General features: G+C 70.2%; 17 protein-coding genes and 2 rRNA genes (1 of these 19 only partly in view). 10 read left to right on the top strand and 9 right to left on the bottom strand.

Translation table 11 applies throughout. The annotated features are described in order from the left end of the window. Positions 1-155 precede the first annotated feature (155 nt). Complete coding sequence (locus OG570_RS22925) at positions 156-1,130, bottom strand: NAD-dependent epimerase/dehydratase family protein (RefSeq protein WP_326959171.1); 975 nt, start codon at positions 1,128-1,130, stop codon at positions 156-158. Positions 1,131-1,325: 195 nt separating this feature from the next. On the opposite strand from OG570_RS22925, the gene OG570_RS22920 reads away from it, so the two are divergent. From OG570_RS22920 to OG570_RS22905, 4 genes are read left to right on the top strand one after another with little or no spacing between them, the layout of a single operon-like run. Continuing rightward, positions 1,326-3,722: an NDP-hexose 2,3-dehydratase family protein gene (locus OG570_RS22920; RefSeq protein ID WP_326943503.1), complete on the top strand. Its 2,397-nt coding sequence runs from the start codon at positions 1,326-1,328 to the stop codon at positions 3,720-3,722. A 34-nt stretch (positions 3,723-3,756) separates the two neighbouring features. Continuing rightward, on the top strand, positions 3,757-5,037 hold the full coding sequence (locus tag OG570_RS22915; RefSeq protein WP_247055590.1) for an acyl-CoA dehydrogenase family protein: 1,281 nt from the start codon (positions 3,757-3,759) through the stop codon (positions 5,035-5,037). Continuing rightward, a complete protein-coding gene (locus OG570_RS22910) occupies positions 5,034-6,146 on the top strand; it encodes a DegT/DnrJ/EryC1/StrS family aminotransferase (protein ID WP_247055593.1) in 1,113 nt (370 codons plus the stop codon). The genes OG570_RS22915 and OG570_RS22910 overlap by 4 nt, the downstream gene beginning before the upstream one ends. A gap of 37 nt (positions 6,147-6,183) precedes the next feature. Continuing rightward, on the top strand, positions 6,184-7,431 hold the full coding sequence (locus OG570_RS22905) for a class I SAM-dependent methyltransferase (RefSeq protein ID WP_247055595.1): 1,248 nt from the start codon (positions 6,184-6,186) through the stop codon (positions 7,429-7,431). An 81-nt stretch (positions 7,432-7,512) separates the two neighbouring features. On the opposite strand, the gene OG570_RS22900 is transcribed toward OG570_RS22905, so the two are convergent. Both OG570_RS22900 and OG570_RS22895 read right to left on the bottom strand, forming a co-directional pair. Continuing rightward, positions 7,513-9,039: an FAD-binding oxidoreductase gene (locus tag OG570_RS22900; protein ID WP_326959169.1), complete on the bottom strand. Its 1,527-nt coding sequence runs from the start codon at positions 9,037-9,039 to the stop codon at positions 7,513-7,515. A 106-nt stretch (positions 9,040-9,145) separates the two neighbouring features. Continuing rightward, the gene (locus OG570_RS22895; protein WP_326959168.1) at positions 9,146-9,934 is read right to left on the bottom strand and encodes an SDR family NAD(P)-dependent oxidoreductase; all 789 of its coding nucleotides are present in this window, start codon (positions 9,932-9,934) and stop codon (positions 9,146-9,148) included. A gap of 246 nt (positions 9,935-10,180) precedes the next feature. Here OG570_RS22895 and OG570_RS22890 point away from each other — a divergent pair, with 246 nt between their 5' ends. Further along, a complete protein-coding gene (locus tag OG570_RS22890; protein WP_326959166.1) occupies positions 10,181-11,428 on the top strand; it encodes a cytochrome P450 family protein in 1,248 nt (415 codons plus the stop codon). 161 nt (positions 11,429-11,589) lie between these two features. Here the strand turns inward: OG570_RS22890 and OG570_RS22885 are convergent, their stop codons facing one another. Further along, positions 11,590-12,252, bottom strand: a complete 663-nt coding sequence (locus tag OG570_RS22885; protein ID WP_326959164.1) for a maleylpyruvate isomerase N-terminal domain-containing protein — start codon at positions 12,250-12,252, stop codon at positions 11,590-11,592. A gap of 111 nt (positions 12,253-12,363) precedes the next feature. Between OG570_RS22885 and OG570_RS22880 the strand changes: the two genes are divergently transcribed. The 4 genes from OG570_RS22880 (at position 12,364) to OG570_RS22865 (ending at position 16,149) form a co-directional block, all read left to right on the top strand. After that, a complete protein-coding gene (locus tag OG570_RS22880; RefSeq protein WP_326943509.1) occupies positions 12,364-13,083 on the top strand; it encodes an MgtC/SapB family protein in 720 nt (239 codons plus the stop codon). A gap of 120 nt (positions 13,084-13,203) precedes the next feature. Beyond that, positions 13,204-14,133: a M protein gene (locus OG570_RS22875; protein ID WP_326959162.1), complete on the top strand. Its 930-nt coding sequence runs from the start codon at positions 13,204-13,206 to the stop codon at positions 14,131-14,133. A gap of 67 nt (positions 14,134-14,200) precedes the next feature. Beyond that, positions 14,201-15,469 (top strand): ABC transporter substrate-binding protein, encoded by a 1,269-nt coding sequence (locus OG570_RS22870; RefSeq protein WP_326959159.1) that lies wholly within the window; start codon positions 14,201-14,203, stop codon positions 15,467-15,469. After that, complete coding sequence (locus OG570_RS22865; RefSeq protein WP_326959157.1) at positions 15,466-16,149, top strand: CPBP family glutamic-type intramembrane protease; 684 nt, start codon at positions 15,466-15,468, stop codon at positions 16,147-16,149. The genes OG570_RS22870 and OG570_RS22865 overlap by 4 nt, the downstream gene beginning before the upstream one ends. A 69-nt stretch (positions 16,150-16,218) precedes the next feature. On the opposite strand, the gene OG570_RS22860 is transcribed toward OG570_RS22865, so the two are convergent. From OG570_RS22860 to OG570_RS22850, 3 genes are all read right to left on the bottom strand, one after another. Continuing rightward, complete coding sequence (locus OG570_RS22860) at positions 16,219-16,500, bottom strand: metal-sensitive transcriptional regulator (RefSeq protein WP_247055614.1); 282 nt, start codon at positions 16,498-16,500, stop codon at positions 16,219-16,221. Between the two features lie 75 nt (positions 16,501-16,575). After that, the gene (locus OG570_RS22855; protein ID WP_326959155.1) at positions 16,576-18,699 is read right to left on the bottom strand and encodes a heavy metal translocating P-type ATPase; all 2,124 of its coding nucleotides are present in this window, start codon (positions 18,697-18,699) and stop codon (positions 16,576-16,578) included. A gap of 5 nt (positions 18,700-18,704) precedes the next feature. Then, complete coding sequence (locus tag OG570_RS22850; protein ID WP_247055618.1) at positions 18,705-18,911, bottom strand: heavy-metal-associated domain-containing protein; 207 nt, start codon at positions 18,909-18,911, stop codon at positions 18,705-18,707. 77 nt (positions 18,912-18,988) lie between these two features. On the opposite strand from OG570_RS22850, the gene cobF reads away from it, so the two are divergent. Beyond that, positions 18,989-19,750: a precorrin-6A synthase (deacetylating) gene (gene cobF, locus OG570_RS22845; RefSeq protein WP_326959153.1), complete on the top strand. Its 762-nt coding sequence runs from the start codon at positions 18,989-18,991 to the stop codon at positions 19,748-19,750. 1,115 nt (positions 19,751-20,865) lie between these two features. Here the strand turns inward: cobF and rrf are convergent. Next, positions 20,866-20,982: ribosomal RNA gene (gene rrf / locus OG570_RS22840) — 5S ribosomal RNA — on the bottom strand. A gap of 82 nt (positions 20,983-21,064) precedes the next feature. Next, positions 21,065-22,763 (bottom strand): 23S ribosomal RNA (locus OG570_RS22835) (it continues 1,423 nt past the right edge of the window).

Here is a 22,763-nt window from a genome sequence, read left to right as displayed (position 1 = left end):
GGGCGGGAAGCGCCCCGGGGTGCGGGAAGAGCTGTGGCGAGCGGCTCGGGTGGCGGACGGGCGCGAAGAGAACTCGCATGCGTGGCTCCTCCTGCAGGGCTTTCGTGCGGTCAGTCCAGCACCGGGACGTCCACCCGGACGTCTCCTGGTGTGCGTCAGGCGGCTTCGACGGTGGCCCGCAACGCCTCGTTCAGGTCGGCCGCCGGGCGCCAGCCCGTGCGCGCCCGGAACGCGCCGGCGTCGATGACCACGCTGCGCAGGTCGGTCTCCGACACCACGCCGGGCGGCTCGACCGACACGACCGGCACCGGCTCGGTCCCGGTCCGTTCGGCGGCGAGCGCGGCGATCGTGCGGAAGACGTCGCCGAGCGGCGCGCCGACGCCGGTGCCGATCAGCCAGTGCCGCCCGGCCAGCGCGTCGGCGTGGTCCAGCGCGGCGACGATCGCGCTCGCGGCGTCGCGCACGTACAGCAGGTCGCGTTGCACCGTCCCGTCGTGCCACATCGTGATCGGTTCGCCGGCGAGCGCGCGGCGCGCCATGAAGGTGAGCACCCCGGAGTCCAGCGCGCCGGTGACGGGGCTGTGCCCGAACGCCGTCGGCAGGCGCAGCGACACACCCCGGACGACGCCCGCCGCGCCGGCCGCCAGCAGCAGCTGCTCGGCGGCGAGCTTCTGCCGGTCGAACGGGATCTCCGGCAGGTCGGACTCGGTGCCGTCGAGGCGGGTCCGCGGCGGCACTCCGACCTGGGACGTCGATCCGGTGTAGACGACGACCGGCGCGGGTTTGCCGGGGTCCCGCCGTTCGCGCAGCACGTCGAGCAGATCGCGCAGCACGCCGACGTTCACGCGCTCGCCGGCCGCCTCGGCGCCGGGCTCGCGCCAGCCGGTGGTGCGGGCGACCAGGTGGACGATCGCGTCCGCGCCGGCCACCGCGTCGGCGAGTTCCTCGCGGACGGTCAGGTCGGCGGTGCGGATCTCGACGTCGGCGGCGCCGCCGGCCGGCACGACGCTGCGGGTGCGACCCACCGCGCGCAGCCGGATGGGCCGCTCGGCGAGCGCCGCGGTCACCACCGAGCCGATGAAGCCGGACGCGCCGAGCACGGCGACGAGTGGACGTTCTGGCTCGGTCATGGGGATCGCTCCTCTTCTCGGGCAGATGCCACCACCCTTCTTCCCGGCGCTGTCCCGGGCATCTCCGGAGTTGCGCTGTCGCGAGAAGTCGTTGCCGTGGACGAAAGGCAAGTCGGGAGATGCCTGCCGAACACCGGCGAGTTCACTGTGTGTACAGGAAGTTCTCCTCCGTAACGGCGACTAAGGGACGGGCTAATGAAGGCTCTGGTGCTGCCGGGCGGCTGGGACGACTGGCGACACCCGCTCGATCGGTCCACGCCCGCCCAGCTCGTCCGGATCGCCAACAAGCCCCTGCTCGACTACGTCCTGGAGACCGTCCGCGACATCGGGGTGAGCGACATCGGGATCGTCATCGACGACCGCGAGTCGCAGAACTTCGGCGCGGTCGGCAACGGCGTGCGCGTGCTCCCCCACGACGGTCCACCCGGGATCCTGCCGGCCCTCGCCGCGGCCCGGGACTTCCTCGACGGTGACGACTTCCTGCTGTACTCCGGCGCGAACCTGCTCGCCGACGGGCTCGGCGCGGCGGCCGCGGAGTTCCGCTCCACCCGGCCGGTGGCGCAGCTGCTCGTGCACAAGGTGCCGGACCCGAGCGCGTTCGCCGTGGCCGAAGTGGGCGACAACGGCCTCGTGCGCTGCCTGCCGGAGCACCTCGCGGACGCCGGCGGCGACGGCCTGGCCGTCATCGGCGCGTACTTCTTCACCGCCGGGATCCACGACGCCGCCGCGGCCGTCTCCGCCGCCGCCGGCGACGCGGCCGAGCCCGGCATCATCGACGTGATCCGCTGGTTGCACGAGCGGGGCGTCGAAGTCGGTGCGCAGGAGTACTTCGGCTTCTGGCGGGCCGTCGAGTCCCCGGACGCGGTGCTCGAGTGCAACCGGCACCTGCTCGGCGAACTGCACCGTGACGTCGCCGGGGCCGTCGACGCCGAGACGAAGCTGGTCGGCCCGGTCGTGGTCGAGCGCGGGGCGCGGGTGGTCCGGTCCCGGATCGTCGGGCCGGCGATCGTCGGCGCCCACACCGTCGTGGCCGAAAGCGAGATCGGCCCGAACACCGCGGTCGGCGAGGACTGCGTGATCCACGCGGCCACGCTCACGGACTCGATCGTGCTCGACGGCGCGTCGGTCCGGGGCACCGCGCTGAGCGACTCCGTGGTCGGCCGGTTCGCCCGGATCGTGCCGCCCGGCGAGCGCGCCGCGGCGCCGGTCCGGCTCGAGCCTCGCGAGGACCTGTCGCTGCCCGATCGGCTCGCCCGCTCCGCCGCGGCGAAGCACGGCGACCACCTGCACGACACCGCCGACGTCACCGGCTGGCTCGCCGGCCGCGCGCGGGCCCACCGCTACCAGGTGGACCGGATCCCGTTCACCGAGCTGGACGGCTGGTCCACGCACCCCGAGACCGGCAACCTCGCGCACCGCAGCGGGAAGTTCTTCACCATCGAGGGGCTCGACGTCACGGTGGACGGCGGCTCGCCGAGCTCCTACCGGCACTGGCAGCAGCCGATCATCGTGCAGCCCGAAGTGGGCATCCTCGGCATCCTCGTCAAGGAGTTCGACGGCGTCCTGCACTGCCTGCTGCAGGCCAAGATGGAGCCGGGCAACCCGAACCCGCTGCAGCTCTCGCCGACCGTGCAGGCCACCCACAGCAACTACACCGGCGTGCACAAGGGCGCCTCGGTGCCCTACCTCGAGTACTTCCTCGATCCCGGGCGCGGCAAGGTGATCGCGGACGTGCTGCAGTCCGAGCACGGCTCCTGGTTCTCCCGCAAGGTGAACCGGAACATGATCATCGAGGTCGACGAGGACGTCCCCGCGCGCGAGGACTTCTGCTGGCTGACCCTCGGCCAGGCCGGCGACCTGCTGTGGCAGGACAACGTGATCAACATGGACACCCGCACCGTCCTGGCCTGCGCCCCGGCGAACGTGGCCGAGGACGGCGCGCTGCACTCCGACGCCGACGTGCTCTCGTGGTTCACCGCGGAGCGGTCCCGCTACGACGTGCACGCCCGGCACATCCCGCTCAACGACGTCGGCGACTGGACGAGCGACGAGTGGACGGTCAAGCACGAGCGGGACTGGTACTTCCGGGTCGTCGCCGTGTCCGTGCGGGCCGACAGCCGGGAGGTCACCCAGTGGAGCCAGCCGTTGCTCGAGCCCGTCCACTTCGGACTCACCGCCTTCGTGCTGCGCCACTTCGCCGGCGTGCCGCACCTGCTGGTGCACGCGCGGGCCGAGGGCGGGTTCCGCAACGGCGTCGAGATGGGGCCGACGGTGCAGTGCACCCCGCAGTACCACCCGCTCGACGGGTCGTCCCGGTCGCGGTTCCTCAACCTGGTCCTCGACGCCGCACCGGAACGCGTCCGCTACACCTCGGTGCAGTCCGAGGAAGGCGGCCGCCTGCTCAACGCGGAGAACCGCTACCTCATCGTCGAGGCCGACGAAGCACAGGCGCCGCTGGAGCCGCCGGAGGGCTACCAGTGGGTGACGCCGAACCAGCTCAGCTCGCTGATGCGGCACGGCCACTACGTGAACATCCAGGCGCGCACGCTGCTGGCGGCCATCAACACCGGGGCCGTGCGCCTCTTCGACTGAGCGCGGACCGCGCACAAGGAGCTGTGGGGACGACATGCTGACCGAAACCGTGATCCACCGGGCATCCGGCGCGCTCTACCAGCCGGTCACCGAGGAGGGGCGCGCGCTGCTCGACCTGATCGACGAGCACCTCCCGGCCGTGCGAGCCGGTGCGGCGGACCACGACCGCGCGGGCACGCTGCCGGTCGACGTCATCGAGGCGTACGGCCGCAACGGCGTGCTGGGCGGCACGGTGCCGGCCGAGCTGGGCGGCCTCGGGGTGCGCAGCCTCTACGACGTCGCCGTCGCGCTGAGCCGGGTCGCCGAGGCGGACGCGTCGACGGCCCTCGTGCTGCACGCCCAGTTCAGCCGCGGCCTGACCTTCCAGTACGAGTGGAAGCACGGTTCCCCGGCGGCCCAGCAGCTGGCCGCGCAGGTGCTGAAGCTGATGGCCGCGGGCGATCCGGTGTGCGGCGGCGTGAAGGACCACCACTCGGGCGTCACCACGCTGACCCGGGCCGGGTCGGGCGAGGGCTGGGTGCTCAACGGCCGCAAGACGCTGGTGACCATGGCCGGGATCGCCAAGCACGTGATCGTCTCCGCCGAGACGCGGGTCGAGGGCGAGCCGCACCGGCTGGCCGCGCCGGTGCTGGCCGCGGACACCCCGGGGATGACGATCATCGACAACTGGGACGGCCTCGGCATGCGGGCGTCCGGCACCGTGGACATCGTCTTCGAGAACTGCCTGCTGCCGGACGAGAACGTGCTGCTGCGCGGGGTCGTCGGGACGCGCAGCGACGTGGGGCTCGCCGGGCAGACGGTCAGTTCCTGCGCGAACCTCGGCGTCTACGTCGGGGTCGCCCAGGCCGCGCGCGACATCGCGGTGGCGGCCGTGGCGCGCCGGAAGGGTACCCCGGCCGCGGCGGTCCGCACGCTCGTCGCCGAGATCGACACGCGGCTCTACAGCGTCCGCGCCACCGTCGGCTCCGCACTGGCCAACGCGGACATCGCCAACGTGGACCTCAGCGGGGACCTCGACGAGCGGGGCCGGCTCATGATGCTCCCGTTCCAGTACGCCAAGCAGCACGTCAACAAGGTGGTGCCGGACATCGTCGGCGACTGCCTCACGCTGACCGGCGGCGCCTCGTTCACCGCGGGGCACCCGCTCGCCCGGCTCTACCGCGACGCCCGCGCCGGCTGCTTCATGCAGCCCTACACCTACCCGGACGCCGTCGACTACCTCAGCGCGCAGGCCCTCGGGCTCGATCACGACAGCAACTACATGAACGTCCGGGCCGCACGGTCCGCGGAGGCGACGAAGAAGGAGCTCACGTGACGACTCGGGTCTGGGACTACCTGCTGGAATACGAGATGGAGAAGGCCGAGCTGATCGACGCGGTCACGACGGTCTTCGAGTCGGGTCAGCTCGTGCTCGGGCCGAGCGTGAGCGGGTTCGAGGCGGAGTTCGCCGACTACCACGGCGGCGGGCTCTGCGCGGGCGTCGACAACGGGACCAACGCGGTGAAGCTCGGGCTGCAGGCCCTCGGCGTCGGCCCAGGTGACGAGGTGATCACCGTGTCCAACACGGCGGCCCCGACCGTCCTCGCCATCGACGGCGCCGGCGCGACACCGGTGTTCGTGGACATCAGGGAAGAGGACTTCCTGATGGACGTCGGGCAGGTCGCGGCCGCGATCACGCCGCGCACCAAGGCTTTGCTGCCGGTGCACCTCTACGGCCAGTGCGCCGACATGGCCCCGCTGCGCCGGCTGGCCGACGAGCACGGCCTGGTGCTGCTCGAGGACTGCGCGCAGGCGCACGGCGCGCGCCACCACGGCCGCCCGGCCGGGACCATGGGCGACGCGGCCGCGTTCTCCTTCTACCCCACCAAGGTCCTCGGCGGGTACGGCGACGGCGGCGCGGTGCTCACCAGTGACTCCACAGTGGACGAAAACCTGCGCCGGCTGCGCTACTACGGCATGGAGAAGCAGTACTACGTGGTCGGCACGCCGGGCCACAACTGCCGCCTCGACGAGCTGCAGGCCGAGATCCTGCGCCGCAAGCTGCGCCGCCTCGACGACTACGTGGCGGCCCGGCGGGCGATCGCCGACCGCTACGCCGAGGGACTCGGCGACCTCCCCGGGCTGCGGCTGCCGGTCACCGCGCCCGGCAACGAGCACGTCTACTACGTCTACGTCGTGCGCCACCCGCAGCGCGACACGATCATCGAACGGCTGGCCGCCTACGACATCGCGCTCAACATCAGCTACCCGTGGCCGGTGCACACGATGACCGGGTTCGCCCACCTCGGCTACGCCACCGGCTCGCTGCCGGTCACCGAACGGCTCGCCGGCGAGATCTTCTCGCTGCCCATGTACCCGTCGCTGCCCGAATACACCCAGGACAAGGTGATCGGCGCGCTCCGCGACGTGATCGCGGACCTCTGAGCCGCGCCATCGAACGAACGACGAGGAGGATTACCCCGTGACCGATCGGGACAGCGTTACCCCATCCGACGTCAGCTGCCGGGTGTGCGGCGGCCAGGTCGAGGAGTTCCTCGACCTGGGCAGCCAGCCCGTATCCCAGCGCTTCCGCACCCCGGAGGACACCTCCGGCGAGTTCTTCTTCCGGCTCGCCGTCGGCCACTGCACGACGTGCACGATGGTGCAGCTGGTCGAGGAGGTGCCGCGGGAGGAGATGTTCCACGAGGACTACCCGTTCACCTCGTCCGGCTCGCGGTACATGACCGAGTACTTCAGCGGCGTGGCCCGGGACTTCCTGGAGACCGAGCTGGCCGGCGACGACCCGTTCATCGTCGAGATCGGCAGCAACGACGGCGTCATGCTCGGGACCATCCGGGACGCCGGCGTCCGCCACCTCGGCTTCGAGCCGTCCGGTCACCCGGCCGAGATGGCCAGGGCGGCCGGCATCCGGGTGCGCGGCGACTTCTTCGAGGAGTCGACGGCCCGGGAGACCGCCGCCGCCGACGGGCCGGCCGACGTCATCTACTCGGCCAACACGATCTGCCACATCCCCTACCTGGACTCGATCTTCCGCGGCGTGGACGCGTTGCTCGCGCCGAACGGCGTGTTCGTCTTCGAGGACCCCTACCTCGGCGACATCGTCGCGAAGCGGTCGTTCGACCAGATCTACGACGAGCACTTCTACCTCTTCTCCGCGCGCTCGGTGCGGGCCGCGGCGAACCGGTTCGGCTTCGACCTCGTGGACGTGCGGCGGCTGCCGGTGCACGGCGGCGAGGTGCGCTACACGATCGCCCGGCTCGGCGCGCGCACGCCGTCGGCGGCGGTCGAGGCGCTGCTGGCGGAGGAGGCCGAGCGTGAGCTCACGTCCCCCGCGACGTTGCAGACGTTCGCCGAGGGCGTGCTGGAGATCCGGACCGCCCTCGTCGCGAAGCTGACCGAGCTGCGCGCCGCGGGCGCTCGCGTGGTCGGCTACGGCGCGACCGCGAAGAGCGCCACGGTGCTCAACTTCTGCGGCATCGGACCGGACCTGGTCGAGTACATCAGCGACTCGACGGACGCGAAGCAGGGGCTCGTCACGCCGGGGCAGCGCATCCCGGTGCGGCCGCCGTCGGACTTCGCCGAGAACCGGCCCGACTACGCGCTGCTGTTCGCGTGGAACCACGCCGAGGAGATCATGGCCAAGGAGCAGGAGTTCGTCGCGGACGGCGGCAAGTGGCTGCTGTACGTGCCGGACGTGCACGTGGTCTGATCCGGAAACACCGCGGTACGAAGAAAAGACCGGCCGGCCCACTCGGGCCGGCCGGTCTTTTCGTTGCTGTGGTGCGGGACTTCAGCCGATGGCGCGGTCGAAGTGGAAGAAGCGGTGCGGGTCGTAGCGCCGCTTGACCGCGACCAGCTTCGGGTAGTTCTCCGCGTAGTAGGCGGCCTGCCAGTTCGGGAGCGCCGGGTCGATGAAGTTCTGGTAGCTCTCGCCGAGGGAGTGCCGGTCCAGCGCGGCGAAGCCGCCGGTGAGCCACTGCTCGCCGGCCGCGGCGTCCTCGGCGACGTAGTTCGGGTTGTTCAGCGAAACCGAGTAACCGCACAGCATCCGGCTGTTCCGGTGGACGTAGGCGGTCGCGCGCCGGTCCGGGACGCCGGCCTGGCCGCCGAGGGTCTCGAAGTACAGCATCTTGAACTGCCCGGGGCGCGGGTCGGCTTCGTAGGCCGCGAGCAGCGCGTCCACCGAGGGCGCCGGACCGCCGAACATCCGGTTGCGGGTGCGGTAGAAGTTCGTCCGCGGCATCTGCCCCGCGGACGAGTAGCCGACCCGGTGGCACTGGTCGGTGGTCAGCTGGCTGCAGCCGTACCACTCCAGCATCGCGTCACGGGGGGCCTTCTGGCCCACCACACGGGCGGTCGGCGCGACCCCGACCTGCGCGACGAGGGTGTCGAGCAGGCTCTCGAGCGCGGCTTGGGTGCCGAACCACGCGCCGTAGGCGACCACCGCCGAGGGCACGGTCGCGGCGTCGGGGGTGTACACCGACATCGAGGCGGCGAGGTCCCACGGCGCGCCGATCGCCCACGGCTGCCAGGTCTCGATGACCTGCTTCGCCACGTCGATCGGCCAGGCGACGGTGTAGTTGACCATCGAGGTGACCGGCACGGGCGCGAGCTCGTAGCTCGTGATCACGCCGTAGTTGCCGCCGCCGTTGCCGCGCAGGGCCCAGAACAGGTCGGGGTTCTCCTGCTGGGACGCGCGCACCTTCCGGCCGTCGGCCAGCACGACGTCGGCGCCGACCATCCGGTCGGCGCCAAGGCCCGCCTTGCGGGTCAGCATCCCGATCCCGCCGCCCTGCAGGAAACCGCCGACCCCGACCGTCGCGCACTGGCCGCCGGCGAGCATGAGCCCGCGCGGGGACAGCGCCGCGAGCGCGTCGATCTGCTGCGTCCCCGAGCCGACGGTGACGGTGGCGCCGTTGACCTGGATTCTGTTCATCCGGGAGACGTCCAGGATGACCCCGGTCGTGTTCGAGTAGCCGCCGAAGCTGTGCCCGCCACTGCGCGGAACCAGGTGCAGCGCGTTGTCCCCGGCGAAGCGCAGGACCGTCGCCACGTCGGCGCTCGACTCGCAGTACGCGACCGCCTGCGGCCGGATCGCGTCGAACTGCGAGCTCGCCCCCACGCGAGCCCGGTCGTAGTCCGCTTCACCCGGCAGGACCACGTCGCCCGCGACGTGGCGACGCAACGCCTTCCAGTCGATCGCTCGGCCGCGACCGGACGACACCGCGCCGCTCGCGGCCGCGGCCGCGGTCGTGCCGAGCACCGCGGCCGCGCCGGCACCTACGCCCAGTCGTAGGAAGTCCCGACGGTTTGGCATGTTGTTCCTCGTCTCGTACTCGTTGTGACCGTGTGGATTCGTTCCCCGTGCGCCCCGCGCTGGGACGTCGCTGGAACGGCTCCGGCCCGAGTACGCCGAGGGGTGGTCAGGCCGCGGCGCCACTCATCGGCAGGGAGCCACCGAGGCCACCGTCGACCCCGAGCGCCTGCCCGGTGATGTACGCCGCGCGCGGCGACAGCAGGAAGGTCACCGCGTCGGCGACCTCGTCGGCCTGGCCGAGCCGGCCGATCGGCACCTGGCGGCGGCAGATCTCCCGCACCTCGTCGATCGGGGCGAGCTCGTCGAACATCTCCGTGTCGATGAACCCGGGGGTGACCGCGTTGACCCGGATCCCCCGGCTGCCGAGGTCGGCGGCGAGGGCGCGGGCCAGGTTGGTCACGGCGGCCTTCGTCGTGGAGTAGGCCGTCGCCAGCCCCATGGCCAGCCCCATGCCGTGCTGCACGAGGACGGTGCCGTTGACCACGACGGCGCCGCCGGCCTCGTCGAAGAGCGCCGAGGCCTTCTGGATCGTGTAGAAGGCGCCCTTGAAGTTCGTACCGACGATCTGATCGAACTCGATCTCGGTGAACTCCCGCGGGATGGAGAAGGCCATGGCCACTCCCGCGTTGGCGAAGATGCCGTCCAGCCGGCCGAAACGACGCTTGATCTGCTCGACCAGCTCGTCCAGGTCGTCCAGCCGGGACACGTCGGTGCCCACGGCGAGGACCCGCTCGCCGCTGGGGTCCAGATCCTTTGCCGCGGCGTCGATCTTCTCGATGCGCCGCCCGGCGAGCACCACGTTCGCGCCCGCTTCGACCAGTTTTTTCGCGGTGGCAAAACCGATGCCGCTCCCACCGCCGGTGATGAGAACTGTCCTGCCCTTGAACTCAGTCATGCGGCCAGCGTCACACCCCGGCGCCGCACGCCGCATCTCCCGCCTTGCGCTGGCCGTTCACGCCGGAACAGTGCGCATTCTCCTTGTGACACAACGGAATTCGCAACAATGAAGACGAGCTCCCGGACCGGCCTCGGCAGGATCGGAACAAGACATCGGCGGGCAGTGGCTCGCCGCCGGCATCTTCGTGTTCGTGACGGCCGAGCGAACGGTCTGACAGGTCCGCACAGATTCAGGAGTCACCCCATGGAAAACCGTTGTCCCGCCTTGGATCCGAGCGGCCGTGACATCCACGGCCAGGCCGACGAGTTGCGCACGCAGGGCTCCGCCGTCCAGGTGACGCTGCCCGGCGACGTGCTCGTCTGGTCGGTCAACAGCCACGACGTCATCAAGAAGCTGCTGACCGACCCGAACGTCACCAAGAGCGCCCGCAACCACTGGCCGGCGTTCACCAACGGGGAGCTCCGCCCGGACTGGGAACTGATCAGCTGGGTGGCGATGGACAACGTCTCCACCACCTACGGCCGCGACCACCACCGGCTGCGCCGGCTGATCGGCAAGGCGTTCACCTCGCGGCGGACCGAAGAGATCCGCCCGCACGTGGAGAACCTGGCGACCGTGCTGCTGGACGCGCTGGCCGCGGTGCCGCCCGGCGAGGTCGTGGACCTCAAGGAGCGGTTCGCCTACCCGCTGCCCGGCATGCTGGTCGCCGACCTGATCGGGATGTCCGAGGAGGCCCGGGTCGCGGCCGCGAAGGTCCTCGACGTCATGCTGGACACCACGATCACCCCGGAGCAGGCGCAGGGGGTCCTGGTGGGCTGGCGCACCGCGATCGCCGACCTGGTCGCGCTCAAGCGCGTCGAGCCGGGCGCGGACATCACCAGCGACCTGATCGCCGCCCGCGACGAGGACGGCTCCCGGCTGTCCGAGCAGGAGCTGGCCGACACGATCTTCGCGATCCTCGGCGCCGGCTCGGAGACCACGATCAACTTCTTCGACAAGGCGATCACCCTGCTGCTCAGCCACCCCGAGCAGCTCGATCTGGTCAAGTCCGGCGAGGCCGACTGGGACGCCGTCATCGACGAGGTGCTGCGGCTGGAGTCGCCCATCGCGAACCTCCCGCTGCGCTACGCCGTCGAGGACATCGACCTGGGCGACGTCGTCATCCCGAAGGGCGACCCGATCCTGGTCAACTACGCCGCGATCGGCCGCGACCCGGAGCTGCACGGCGAGTCGCGCTGCACGTTCGACATCGCCCGCGAGGACAAGGAGCACCTGTCCTTCGGCTACGGCCCGCACTACTGCCTGGGCGCGGGCATCGCCCGGATGGTGGCCAAGGTCGGCCTGTCCGCCCTGTTCGACCGCTTCCCGGCGCTGACCCTCGCCGTGTCCGCCGAGGAGCTGCCCCCGCTCCCGACGTTCATCATGAACGGCCACCGCACCCTCCCGGTCCGCCTGACCGCGGTCGCGAGCACCGCCGCCGAAGCCGCCTGAACCAAGCCGAAGACCGCGCACCCCGGGCCTGCCCCGGGTGCGCGGTCTTTTCGGTTCCGCTTCCGCGACGACACGTGCGACCGGCAAGCCGCTGACCAGCAGGTTCTAGTTCACACAGCGCATCGACGCCCGTCGGCAACCGCATTCGACCAGCGGTCCAGCTACACCCCGGGGTGCGCGGGCGGCACGAACGGGCCCCAGGTGAAAGCCGGGAGCCACCACGCCGGGTTCCCGGTCCACTCGAACGCCGCCAGCTGCGCGGGTGACCGGCGGCCGGCCAGGGCGCGGTAGAGGTCGTGCGCCGGTGCCGTCAGCGTCCCGGCCACCCGGCCGCGCCCGACCGTCCACTCCGAACCGCCGGTCGTGCGCAGCCGCAGCGCCGGGAGACCACCGGCCGACACGGCGCCGGAAAAGCCCCTGACCAGCACCTCGAAGCTCGGCGCCCACGCCAGGTGCTCCGCCGGCGGCGGCACGTCCAGCGCCGCGCGCAGGTCCAGCTCGTGGGTGTAGGCGTCCATCACCATGATCTCGCCGCTGCGCCCGTCCGCCGCCGCGAGCCGGCGGTCGAGCTGCTCGCCGACGTCGTCCCAGCGGTCGAGCAGGGCCGGGACGGCCGGCGCGGGCAACGGGGTGCCGCCCTGGCCGAGGACCCGCTCGGCGATCTCCACGACGTGGGCGACCAGGTCCGTGACGGTCCACTCCCGGCACGCGGGCACCGGGCGCAGGTGGGTGCCGGGCCGCGCCTCCAGCAGCGCGCGGACGCCGCGCCGCACCTCCGGGTAGCCCACGAAGTCCGGGGCCGGAACCGGCCGACTCGCTGTCACGCGCTCCACCCCACCCTGGCACGATCGGTGCTCTCGACCCAGTATCCCCTGGTGACGGCCCCGGCGGTTCTCCCCGCGTGCCGGCACCGAAGACCTCGGGAGGTAGTGATCTTGACCACTCTGTGGTCCACGTCGGCGCAGTGGCAGCTGCTGCCGCCGGTGGTGCTCGCGCTGCTGCTCAGCGTCGCCATCGGCCTCGAACGCGAAGCCGGCATGAAGGCCGCCGGCCTGCGGACGCACAGCCTGGTCGGCGTCGGCTCGGCCGTGTTCATGCTGGTGTCGAAGTACGGCTTCGCCGACCTGCTCACGACGAGCGGCATCGCGCTCGACCCGTCGCGGATCGCCGCGCAGATCGTGTCCGGCATCGGCTTCCTCGGCGCCGGGCTGATCTTCGTGCGCCGCGACGCCGTCCGCGGGCTGACCACGGCCGCGACGATCTGGCTCACCGCCGCGGTCGGCACGGCGTGCGGTGCCGGGCTGCCGGTGCTCGCGGTCGGCACGACGATCGGGCACTTCGTGGTGACGCGCGGGTTGCCGCCGCTGCAGCGGTTCGTCGCCCGCCACCGCAAGGAGCCGCCGGTGGTGCGCTTGAGCTACGTCGACGGCCAAGGCGTGCTCCGCGCGGCGCTCGCCACGTGCACCGGACGCGGCTGGTCGGTGCACCACGTGGAGGTCGACCACGAGTCTACTTCCGAGGAGGGGCAACGGATCGCGGTCGTCACCCTGCGCCTCGACGGCCGGGGTGATCTTTACGACCTCGCCGCCGAACTGGCCGAACTGCCCGGCGTCCGGAGCACGTCCACCGGCGCCGGGGAACCGCTCGACGAATGATCGCCCGCCCGGGCAGCGCGCGGGGGCCGGTTTGCGGCACACTGGGGTGCACACGGAAATCCCCGGCACCACAAGGAAAACGTGCGGCCGAGGAGAAACCATCCAATTCGGAGGTGAGGCATGGCCCCCGGCGGTGGCGAGGACGTGGCGCGCACGCAGCCCGGATTCGACCAGGCGTGGCGCGGTTTCCACCGCGCGCAGGTCGTCGAATACGTCGAGTGGGCCGAGGCCGAGATCCGCAGACTCACCGACGAACGCGACGCCGCGGCCCGGCGCGCGGCCGCGTTCGCCGACGAGAACCGTGAGCTCCGGGTCAAGATCGACCGGATCAGCCGGACCCCGATCGCACCGGACGCGCTGCAGGAGCGCTCGCGCCGGATGATCGAGCTCACCCGCGAGGAAGCGACCGAAATCACCGGGCGGGCAAGGGAAAACGCCGAACGGATCCGCCGTGACGCCGAGCTCGAGGCCGTCCGGCTCACCGAGAAGGAACACGAAGTCCTCGCTCTGGCCGAAGCCGAGCGGGCGCAGCAGCGCGTCGAGCACGAGGAACTCCTGCGGGCGACCGAGCAGCGCCGCCGTGAGCTCGACGAAGCCGCGGCGCACCGCCGGGCCCGCCAGGAAGAGGATCACACGCGAGCGATCACGGCCCGCCGCACCGAAGCCACGCGCGAGCTGGCCGAGCAGGACGCCGCCGCCCGCGCGAAGGCCGCCGAGCTGGTCGCCGAAGCCACCCGGCGCAAGGAAACCCTGGTCACCACGGGCGAATCCGAGCTCGCCACGGCCCGGGCCACGGCCGGGCAGCTGATCACCGACGCCACCCGAAAGGGTGAAACCCTGGTCACGGCCGCGGAACGCGAGGTCGCGGCCCTCAACGACGTCCGCGACAAGCTCCACGCGAGCCTCCTCGGCTGCCGGGGCCTGCTGGCCGAAGCGGCCGTCGCCCTCGACGAGGGGCCGTCCGACCCCGAAGCCACCTTGCCGATGGCCAAGCGGGTGCCCGTCCAGCGACGCTCACCGGCCGACGATCTTTCCGACGCGGTCGGGTGACCCCTTGTCCCCCGGCCGGGCAGCACCCATGATCGGGTGATCGCCCGGCCGAGGTGAGGGGACGCCCATGCGCTCGACGACGATCACGCTGGCCGCTGTGCTGGTCGCGGGCACCGTCACCGCGTGCGGCAGCGGCTCCGGCCTGACGATCAACCTGTACGTCTCGCCGGAGAACAACCTCCAGCACGTCGTCGACACCTGCAACGCGGCCGCCGCCGGCCGCTACCGGATCGAGTACCACAAGCTCCCGCGCAGCGCGGACGGGCAGCGTGAGCAGATGGTGCGCCGGCTCGCCGCGGAAGACCCGTCGTTGGACGTGCTCGGCCTCGACGTCACCTGGGTGCCGGAGTTCGCCGAGGCGGGCTGGGTGGTGCCGTGGACCGGCGCGGCCAAGGCCGAGGCGACGCGGGACGTCCTGCCCGGACCGCTCTCGACCGCGCGCTGGAACGGCAAGCTGTACGCGGCGACGAAGCACACGAACGTCCAGCTGCTCTGGTACGACGACCGGCTCACGCCGTCGCCGCCGAAGACGTTCGACGAGATGATCACGCAGGCCCAGGCCCTGAAAGCGGCCGGGAAGCCGGCGAACATCCTGTTCACCGGCGCCCAGTACGAGGGGCTGGTGGTGTTCTACAACACCCTGGTCGCGTCGGCGGGCGGGCACATCCTGTCCGGCGACGGCAAGTCCGTGCTCATGGACGACGGCGCCGTCCGCGCGCTGGAGCTGCTGAAGACGCTCACCACGGCCGGGATCACCGACCCGTCGCTGGGCAACTCGAAAGAGGACGAAGTCCGGCAGGCGTTCCAGCGCGGGCAGGGTGCGCTGGAGCTGAACTGGCCGTACGTCTACGCGTCCTACGCGAAGGAGAAGCCGCAGGACCTGGCGCACGTGAAGTGGGCCAGATACCCGTCGGTGGTGCCGGGGCGCGCGAGCCGCGTCACGATCGGCGGCTTCAACCTGGCGATCAGCACGTACTCGCCACACCGGGCGGAGGCGTTCGACGCGGCGTTGTGCCTGCGCAGCCCGGCGAGCCAGAAGTACCAGGCGATCGAGGACGGCCTGGCCCCGACGACCCGTTCGGTCTACGACGACCCGGCGCCGCTCGACCCGGCCGACGCCGGCTCGACGATGGCGGCCCAGTTCCCGATGAAGCCGGACATCCTGGCCGCGCTGTCCGACGCCGCCGTCCGGCCGCTGACCCCGGCGTACCAGAACCTGTCGACGGTGATCTCGAAGGTGCTCTCGCCGCCGTCGGAGATCGACCCGCGGGCCACCGCGGCCGAGCTGCGCGAACGGCTGACCGACGCGCTCGACTCGCGGGACATCATCCCTTGATCCGAGCGTTCGCCCTGGTCGCGGCGGTCGTGACGCTCGCCGCGTCGACCACACTGGCCAACCGCGTGCTGCCCGGCTGGGCGTACCCGGTGTGCGGGCTGGTGGCCGCGTCGGTGCTGATCGGCCTGGCGCGCTGGGCCGGGTTGTCGTGGTCCGACCTGGGCTTGCGCTCGTTCCGGCGGTCCGCCCTGGTCGGACTGGCCGGAGCCGGGCTGGTCGCGGTGGTGTTCGGGATCGCGCTGGCCGTGCCGGCGCTGCGGACGGTCTACCAGGACGGCCGCGTCGGCACCCCCGACTTCGGCCAGCTGATCTGGCTGACGTGCGGCCGGATCCTGTTCGGCACGGTGCTGATCGAGGAGATCGCGTTCCGCGGCGTGCTGCCGGCCCTGCTCGGCGCGCGGGACGACCGCTGGCGCTGGCCGCCGATCCTGGGCGCGGCGGCGTTGTTCGGCCTCTGGCACTACCTGCCGGCCCTGGCGATCGGCCGCAACGCGGCGGTCCACGCGGTGTTCGGCACGACGCCGGTGGTGGTGCTCCAGATCCTGGCGATGGCCGCGGCGGGCGCCGCCGGCATCCTCCTGCACTGGTGGCGCCACAAGGGCCACGGAGTGCTGGCGTCGGTGATCGTCCACTTCACGACGAACGCGGGCGGCCTGACCCTCGCCGTGCTGGTCCGCTGATCTGCCGCGGCTCGTCGTGAGTGGTTAGGGCGGTTCTAACCGCCCTAACCACTCACGACTCGGCCTTGGTCAGGAGCGCACGAGCCGCGCGATCGCGTCCGAGGCTTCCCGCACCTTCAGGTCGGCTTCCTCACCGCCGGCCGCGGCGGCCTGGACCACGCAGGTCGCGAGGTGCTCGTCGAGCAGCTCCAGCGAGAACGACTGCAGGGCCTTCGTCGCCGCGGAGACCTGGGTCAGGATGTCGATGCAGTACTTGTCCTGCTCGACCATGCGCTGCAGCCCGCGGATCTGCCCTTCGATGCGGCGCAGGCGCTTGAGGTAGGCCTCTCGCTCGTTGCCGTAACCCGTCATGGCCCACCCGTCCCCGCGTCTGTCGGCAATCCTCCGCGACCGAGTATACCCACCCCACGTATCGGGCGGGGTGACTCAGCGGAACCGGCGCAGGCGGAGGCTGTTGCTCACGACGAAGGCCGAGGAACACGCCATCGCCGCGCCCGCGATCATCGGGTTGAGCAGGCCGAGCGCGGCCAGCGGCAGCGCCGCGACGTTGTAGGCGAACGCCCAGAACAGGTTGCCCTTGATGGTGGCCAGCGTCCGGCGGGCCAGCCGGATCGCGTCACCGGCGGCGCGCAGGTCGCCGCGCACGAGCGTCAGGTCGCCGGCCTCGATGGCCGCGTCGGTGCCGGTGCCCATGGCCAGCCCCAGGTCGGCCTGGGCGAGCGCCGCCGCGTCGTTGACGCCGTCGCCGACCATCGCGACCACGCGCCCTTCGGCCTGCAGCCGCTTCACGACGTCGACCTTGCCCTCGGGCAGCACCTCGGCGACGACCTCGTCGATCCCCGCCTCGGCCGCGATCGCCCGGGCCACGCCGGCGTCGTCCCCGGTCAGCAGCACCGGCCGCAGGCCGAGCGCGCGCAGCTCGGCGACGGCTTGGGCGGACGTCGGCTTGATCGTGTCGGCGACGGTCAGCGTCCCGTGGACCTCGCCGTCCCAGGCGACGTGCACGCCGGACGTCCCGGCCGCCCCGACGAACGACCCCCGGCCCACGCTGACCTGCTTGCCTTCGACGACGCCGGTGACGCCGAGCCCGGCGGTGCTGCGGAAGCCCGTGACGGCGGGGAGCGGGCCGAACCGCTCCCGGGCGGCCGTCACGATCGCGCGGGCGACCGGGTGCTCGGACGCCGTTTCGACCGCGCCGGCCAGCCGCAGGACCTCGCCGTCCCCCTCGACCAGCGTCATCCGGCCGGTGGTGACGGTGCCGGTCTTGTCGAGCACGACGGTGTCGACGCGGCGGGTGGACTCGAGCACCTCGGGGCCCTTGATGACGATGCCCAGCTGCGCGCCGCGGCCGGTGCCGACGAGCAGCGCCGTCGGCGTCGCGAGGCCGAGCGCGCACGGGCAGGCGATGATCAGCACCGCGACGGCCGCGGTGAACGCCTGATCCGCGCGGCCGCCCGTCGCCAGCCAGACGACCAGCGTGGCGAGCGCCGCGAAGACGACCACCGGCACGAACACCGCCGACACCCGGTCGGCGAGGCGCTGAGCCTGGGCCTTGCCGGTCTGCGCGGCCTCGACCAGGCGGGCCAGCTGCGCGAGCCGGGTGTCCGCGCCGACCTGCGTCGCGCGGACGAGCAGCCGCCCGCCGACGTTCACGGTCGCGCCGGTGACCGCGTCCCCCGGACCGGCCTCGACCGGCGTCGACTCCCCGGTGAGCATGCTGGTGTCGACGGCGGAGCGGCCTTCGGTGACGACGCCGTCGGTGGCGATCTTCTCGCCGGGCCGGGCGACGAAGACGTCCCCGACGCGCAGGTCGGTGGCCGCGAGCAGGCGCTCTTCGCCGTCGCGGAGGACGGTGACGTCCTTCGCGCCGAGGTCCAGCAGCGCGCGCAGGGCGGCGCCCGCGCGGCGCTTGGACCGGGCTTCGAAGTAGCGGCCGGCCAGGATGAACGTGGTGACCGTGGCGGCCACCTCGAAGTACAGGCTGTCGCCGGTCATGCCCGAGCTGACCAGCGTGAACTCGTGGCGCATGCCGATCTCGCCGGCCATGCCGAACAGGAGCGCGTACAGCGACCAGGCCGTCGACGCGAGCACGCCGAGCGAGATCAGGGTGTCCATGGTGGCGGTGACGTGCCGCAGGTTGACCGCGGCGGCGCGGTGGAACGGCCACGCGCCCCACGTCACGACCGGGGCGGCGAGGACCAGCGAGACCCACTGCCAGTAGTCGAACTGCCAGGCGGGCACCATCGCGAGCGCCAGCACCGGGACGGTGAGCAGGGCGGAGAGCAGCAAACGTTTGCGCAGCGACGTCGAGTCGTCGGCCGCGTCGGCCTCCGGTACCCGGGCCGAGTACCCGGCGGCCTCGACGACCCCGACGAGCTCGCCGACCGAGAGGCCGCTGGGGAAGCTGACCTGGGCTTTCTCGGTGGCGTAGTTCACCGTCGCCGTCACGCCGCCGACCTTGTTGAGCTTGCGCTCGACGCGGGACGCGCAGGAGGCGCAGGTCATCCCGCCGATGGCGAGCTCGACGCGTTCGGACTGCGCGGTGGTCATGGCGCTCAGGCCACCAGGCGGTAGCCGGCCTCGGTGACCGCGGCCGCGACGGCGTCGGTCGTCAGCGGGGTGTCGCTGGTCACGGTGACGCGCCCGCTCTCGACGTCGACGTCGACGCCGTTGACCCCGGCGAGCTCGGAGACCTCCTCGCGCACGGAGGTGGCGCAGTGTCCGCAGGTCATGCCCTCGACGGTGTACGTCGCTTCGGTCATCGACGGCTCCTTTCGTTCTCCCTCCTTTATACCCATCGGGGGTAGGGGTGTTCCACCGGCCCCGGCAGACTCGCGGGATGCGGAAGATCTACGCGATCGGGATCGGCGCCGGCGACCCGGAGCACCTGACGGTGCAGGCGGTGGATCGCCTCAACCGCGTCGACGTGTTCTTCGTGCTGGACAAGGGCGAGGAGAAGGCCGACCTGGTGCGGCTGCGCGAGGAGATCCTCGACCGGTACGTGACGCGCCCGTACCGCGTGGTCCTGGTCGCGGACCCACCCCGCGACCGCAAGCCGGCGGACTACCGAGCAGCGGTAGCCGACTGGCACGCGGCCCGCGCCGAGGTCTACGAGAGCGTGATCCTCTCTTCGCTGGCCACGTCTCAGACGGGCGCCTTCCTGGTGTGGGGCGACCCATCGCTGTACGACAGCACGATCGCACTGATCGAGACGGTGCTGGCCCGCGGCCGGGTGACGTTCGAGTACGAGGTGATCCCGGGCATCAGCAGCATCTCGGCGCTGGTGGCCCGCCACCGCACAACGATGAACCAGATCGGCCGAGCAGTCCAGCTCACGACAGGCCGACTCCTGGCAACAGGCTGGCCTCCCGACGTCGACGACGTCTTCGTCCTCCTGGACGCCCACACGACCTTCGACCGCTATACATCACACGACCTGACGATCTACTGGGGAGCGTACGTAGGCACCCCAGACGAAATCCTCATCTCAGGCCCACTGACTCCCGCGCTGGCAACCAAAATCCGCGAAACGCGCACGGCGGCCCGAGAACACCACGGCTGGATCATGGACACCTACCTCCTACGCCGCCCCACCCCCTAACCCCAGTCCTCCGCTCGCCCCACCATCACCCGCACCAACTTCCCATCACCCACGCCGACTTCTCATCACGCATGTCGTCTTCCCAATCACCCGGGTCAACTCCAGGCACCCGTGTCGGCTCCCCAATCACAGGTGATGCCCCGCCAATCACGCGAGATGCCCCTCCAATCACGTGTGATCCGCCTCGGATCACGCGAGATGCCCGCCCAATCACGCGAGTTCCGTCTCGGATCACGCGAGTTCCGCCGGCAATCACGTCAATACCGTGTCCGATCACGCGGATCACGCTTACTGGCAAAGGATTCGGGTGCCGGAGACCCAGCTCCGAGCAGCGGAAGGCCAGTTTCAAGTAATCCCATGGGCGTCACACGTGATCCGCGGGGCGTCTCTCGTGACTGGGCGGGCATCACCGGTGATCCGGCGGGCATCACTCGAATCGTGAGGGCGTGAGACCGGGTGCCGGGTGCCGGGTGCCGGGTGCCGGGTGCCGGGTGCCGGGTGCCGGGTGCCGGGTGCCGGGATGATCGGAGCCGCAACTCGCGTGATCCCGCACGGATCCCGCGTGATTCTGGCCGGATCTCGCGTGATTGAGGACGGAACTCGCGCACCGCGCGAGAGCAAGCTCGCGCGCCCGAAGAGTCGGCTCGTGTCCCCAGCTGGTCAGCTCACGTACTCAGCCGGTCGGTTCGCGTACCCAGGCAGTCGGCTCACGTACCCGGCCGGTCGGCTCACCTCCCGAACGGTCGGCTCGCGTACTCAGACAGTCGGCCCGCGTATCTAGACGGTCGGCTCGCGTACCTCGATGGTCGGCTCCCGCGACCGAAGCGCCGGCCACCTGCGATCCGCAAGTCGACACCCATGATCAGGCAGTCAACACCCGTGATTCACGGGTCACCACGCGGCCAGACCGCCGGCCCGCGTGCTTGAAGGGGCAACTCGTGTGATTGGAGAGCCGGCTCGCGTGATTCAGGAGCCGACACGTGTGATGGGAGAAGCGACACGGCTGGGGTCGACCGGGTGCTGCGGTGCCGGCGACCCGGTTTTGGGCATAAAGAAAGGGCCTGGCCCGGGAGAACTAGTGTTCTCGACCGGGCCAGGCCCTCTCCCAACGAAATGTTCGGCGGTGTCCTACTCTCCCACAACCCTTCGGTTGCAGTACCATCGGCGCTGTCAAGCTTAGCTTCCGGGTTCGGAATGGGACCGGGCGTTTCCCTGACGCTAAAACCACCGAAACACTATCAAACACCCACACCCCCCAAAAACACGAGGGCCGTGTGGTGTTTCAGAACCGTAGAGTGGATGCGTAACACCTTCGTAGACAAGTCCTCGGCCTATTAGTACCAGTCAACTCGACAACACATTACTGTGCTTCCATATCTGGCCTATCAACCCAATGGTCTATTGGGGGCCTTAACCCACAAAGGGTGGGATACCTCATCTTGGAACAGGCTTCCCGCTTAGATGCCTTCAGCGGTTATCCCTTCCGAACGTGGCCAACCAGCCATGCCCCTGGCGGGACAACTGGCACACCAGAGGTTCGTCCGTCCCGGTCCTCTCGTACTAGGGACAGCCTTCCTCAAGTATCCTACGCGCGCGGCGGATAGGGACCGAACTGTCTCACGACGTTCTAAACCCAGCTCGCGTGCCGCTTTAATGGGCGAACAGCCCAACCCTTGGGACCTACTCCGGCCCCAGGATGCGACGAGCCGACATCGAGGTGCCAAACCATGCCGTCGATATGGACTCTTGGGCAAGATCAGCCTGTTATCCCCGGGGTACCTTTTATCCGTTGAGCGACACCCCTTCCACCAGGTGGTGCCGGATCACTAGTCCCGACTTTCGTCCCTGCTCGACATGTCTGTCTCACAGTCAAGCTCCCTTGTGCACTTGCACTCAACACCTGATTGCCAACCAGGCTGAGGGAACCTTTGGGCGCCTCCGTTACTCTTTAGGAGGCAACCGCCCCAGTTAAACTACCCATCAGGCACTGTCCCTGAACCAGATCATGGCCCGAGGTTCAGATTCCCAATTCGACCAGAGTGGTATTTCAACAATGACTCCACAGTAACTAGCGTCACCGCTTCACAGTCTCCCACCTATCCTACACAAGCCGAACCGAAAACCAATACCAAACTATAGTAAAGGTCCCGGGGTCTTTCCGTCCTGCCGCGCGTAACGAGCATCTTTACTCGTAGTGCAATTTCGCCGGGCCTGTGGTTGAGACAGCCGGAAAGTCGTTACGCCATTCGTGCAGGTCGGAACTTACCCGACAAGGAATTTCGCTACCTTAGGATGGTTATAGTTACCACCGCCGTTTACTGGCGCTTAAATTCTCAGCTTCACCCCCGAAGGGATTAACCGGTCCTCTTAACGTTCCAGCACCGGGCAGGCGTCAGTCCATATACATCGTCTTGCGACTTCGCATGGACCTGTGTTTTTAGTAAACAGTCGCTTTCCGCTGGTCTCTGCGGCCACCCACCCCTAGTCCGTAAAGGACTTCAGGATGTTTGGCCCCCCTTCTCCCGAAGTTACGGGGGCATTTTGCCGAGTTCCTTAACCACAGTTCACCCGATCGCCTTAGTATTCTCTACCTGACCACCTGTGTTGGTTTGGGGTACGGGCCGTGCATGCACTCACTAGAGGCTTTTCTCGGCAGCATAGGATCACTCTACTTCACCTCAAACGGCTACGCATCACGTCTCAGAGTATATAAAGCACGGATTTGCCTATGCTTTCTCCTACACGCTTACACCAGGACAACCATCGCCTGGCGGAGCTACCTTCCTGCGTCACCCCATCGCTTGACTACTACGAAATCAGGTCCCACGCTCCACAATGCCAACTCCGCCCGAAGGCATCACCGGCACGCTTTGGGTGGTTAGTATCAAACGCCTCGTCATGGGCGCACATGCTCGGGTACGGGAATATCAACCCGTTGTCCATCGACTACGCCTGTCGGCCTCGCCTTAGGTCCCGACTTACCCTGGGCGGATTAGCCTGGCCCAGGAACCCT

This window comes from Amycolatopsis sp. NBC_01286 (genome assembly GCF_035982555.1).
GTDB lineage: Bacteria > Actinomycetota > Actinomycetes > Mycobacteriales > Pseudonocardiaceae > Amycolatopsis.
This window is presented reverse-complemented; position numbering and strand designations above follow the sequence as displayed.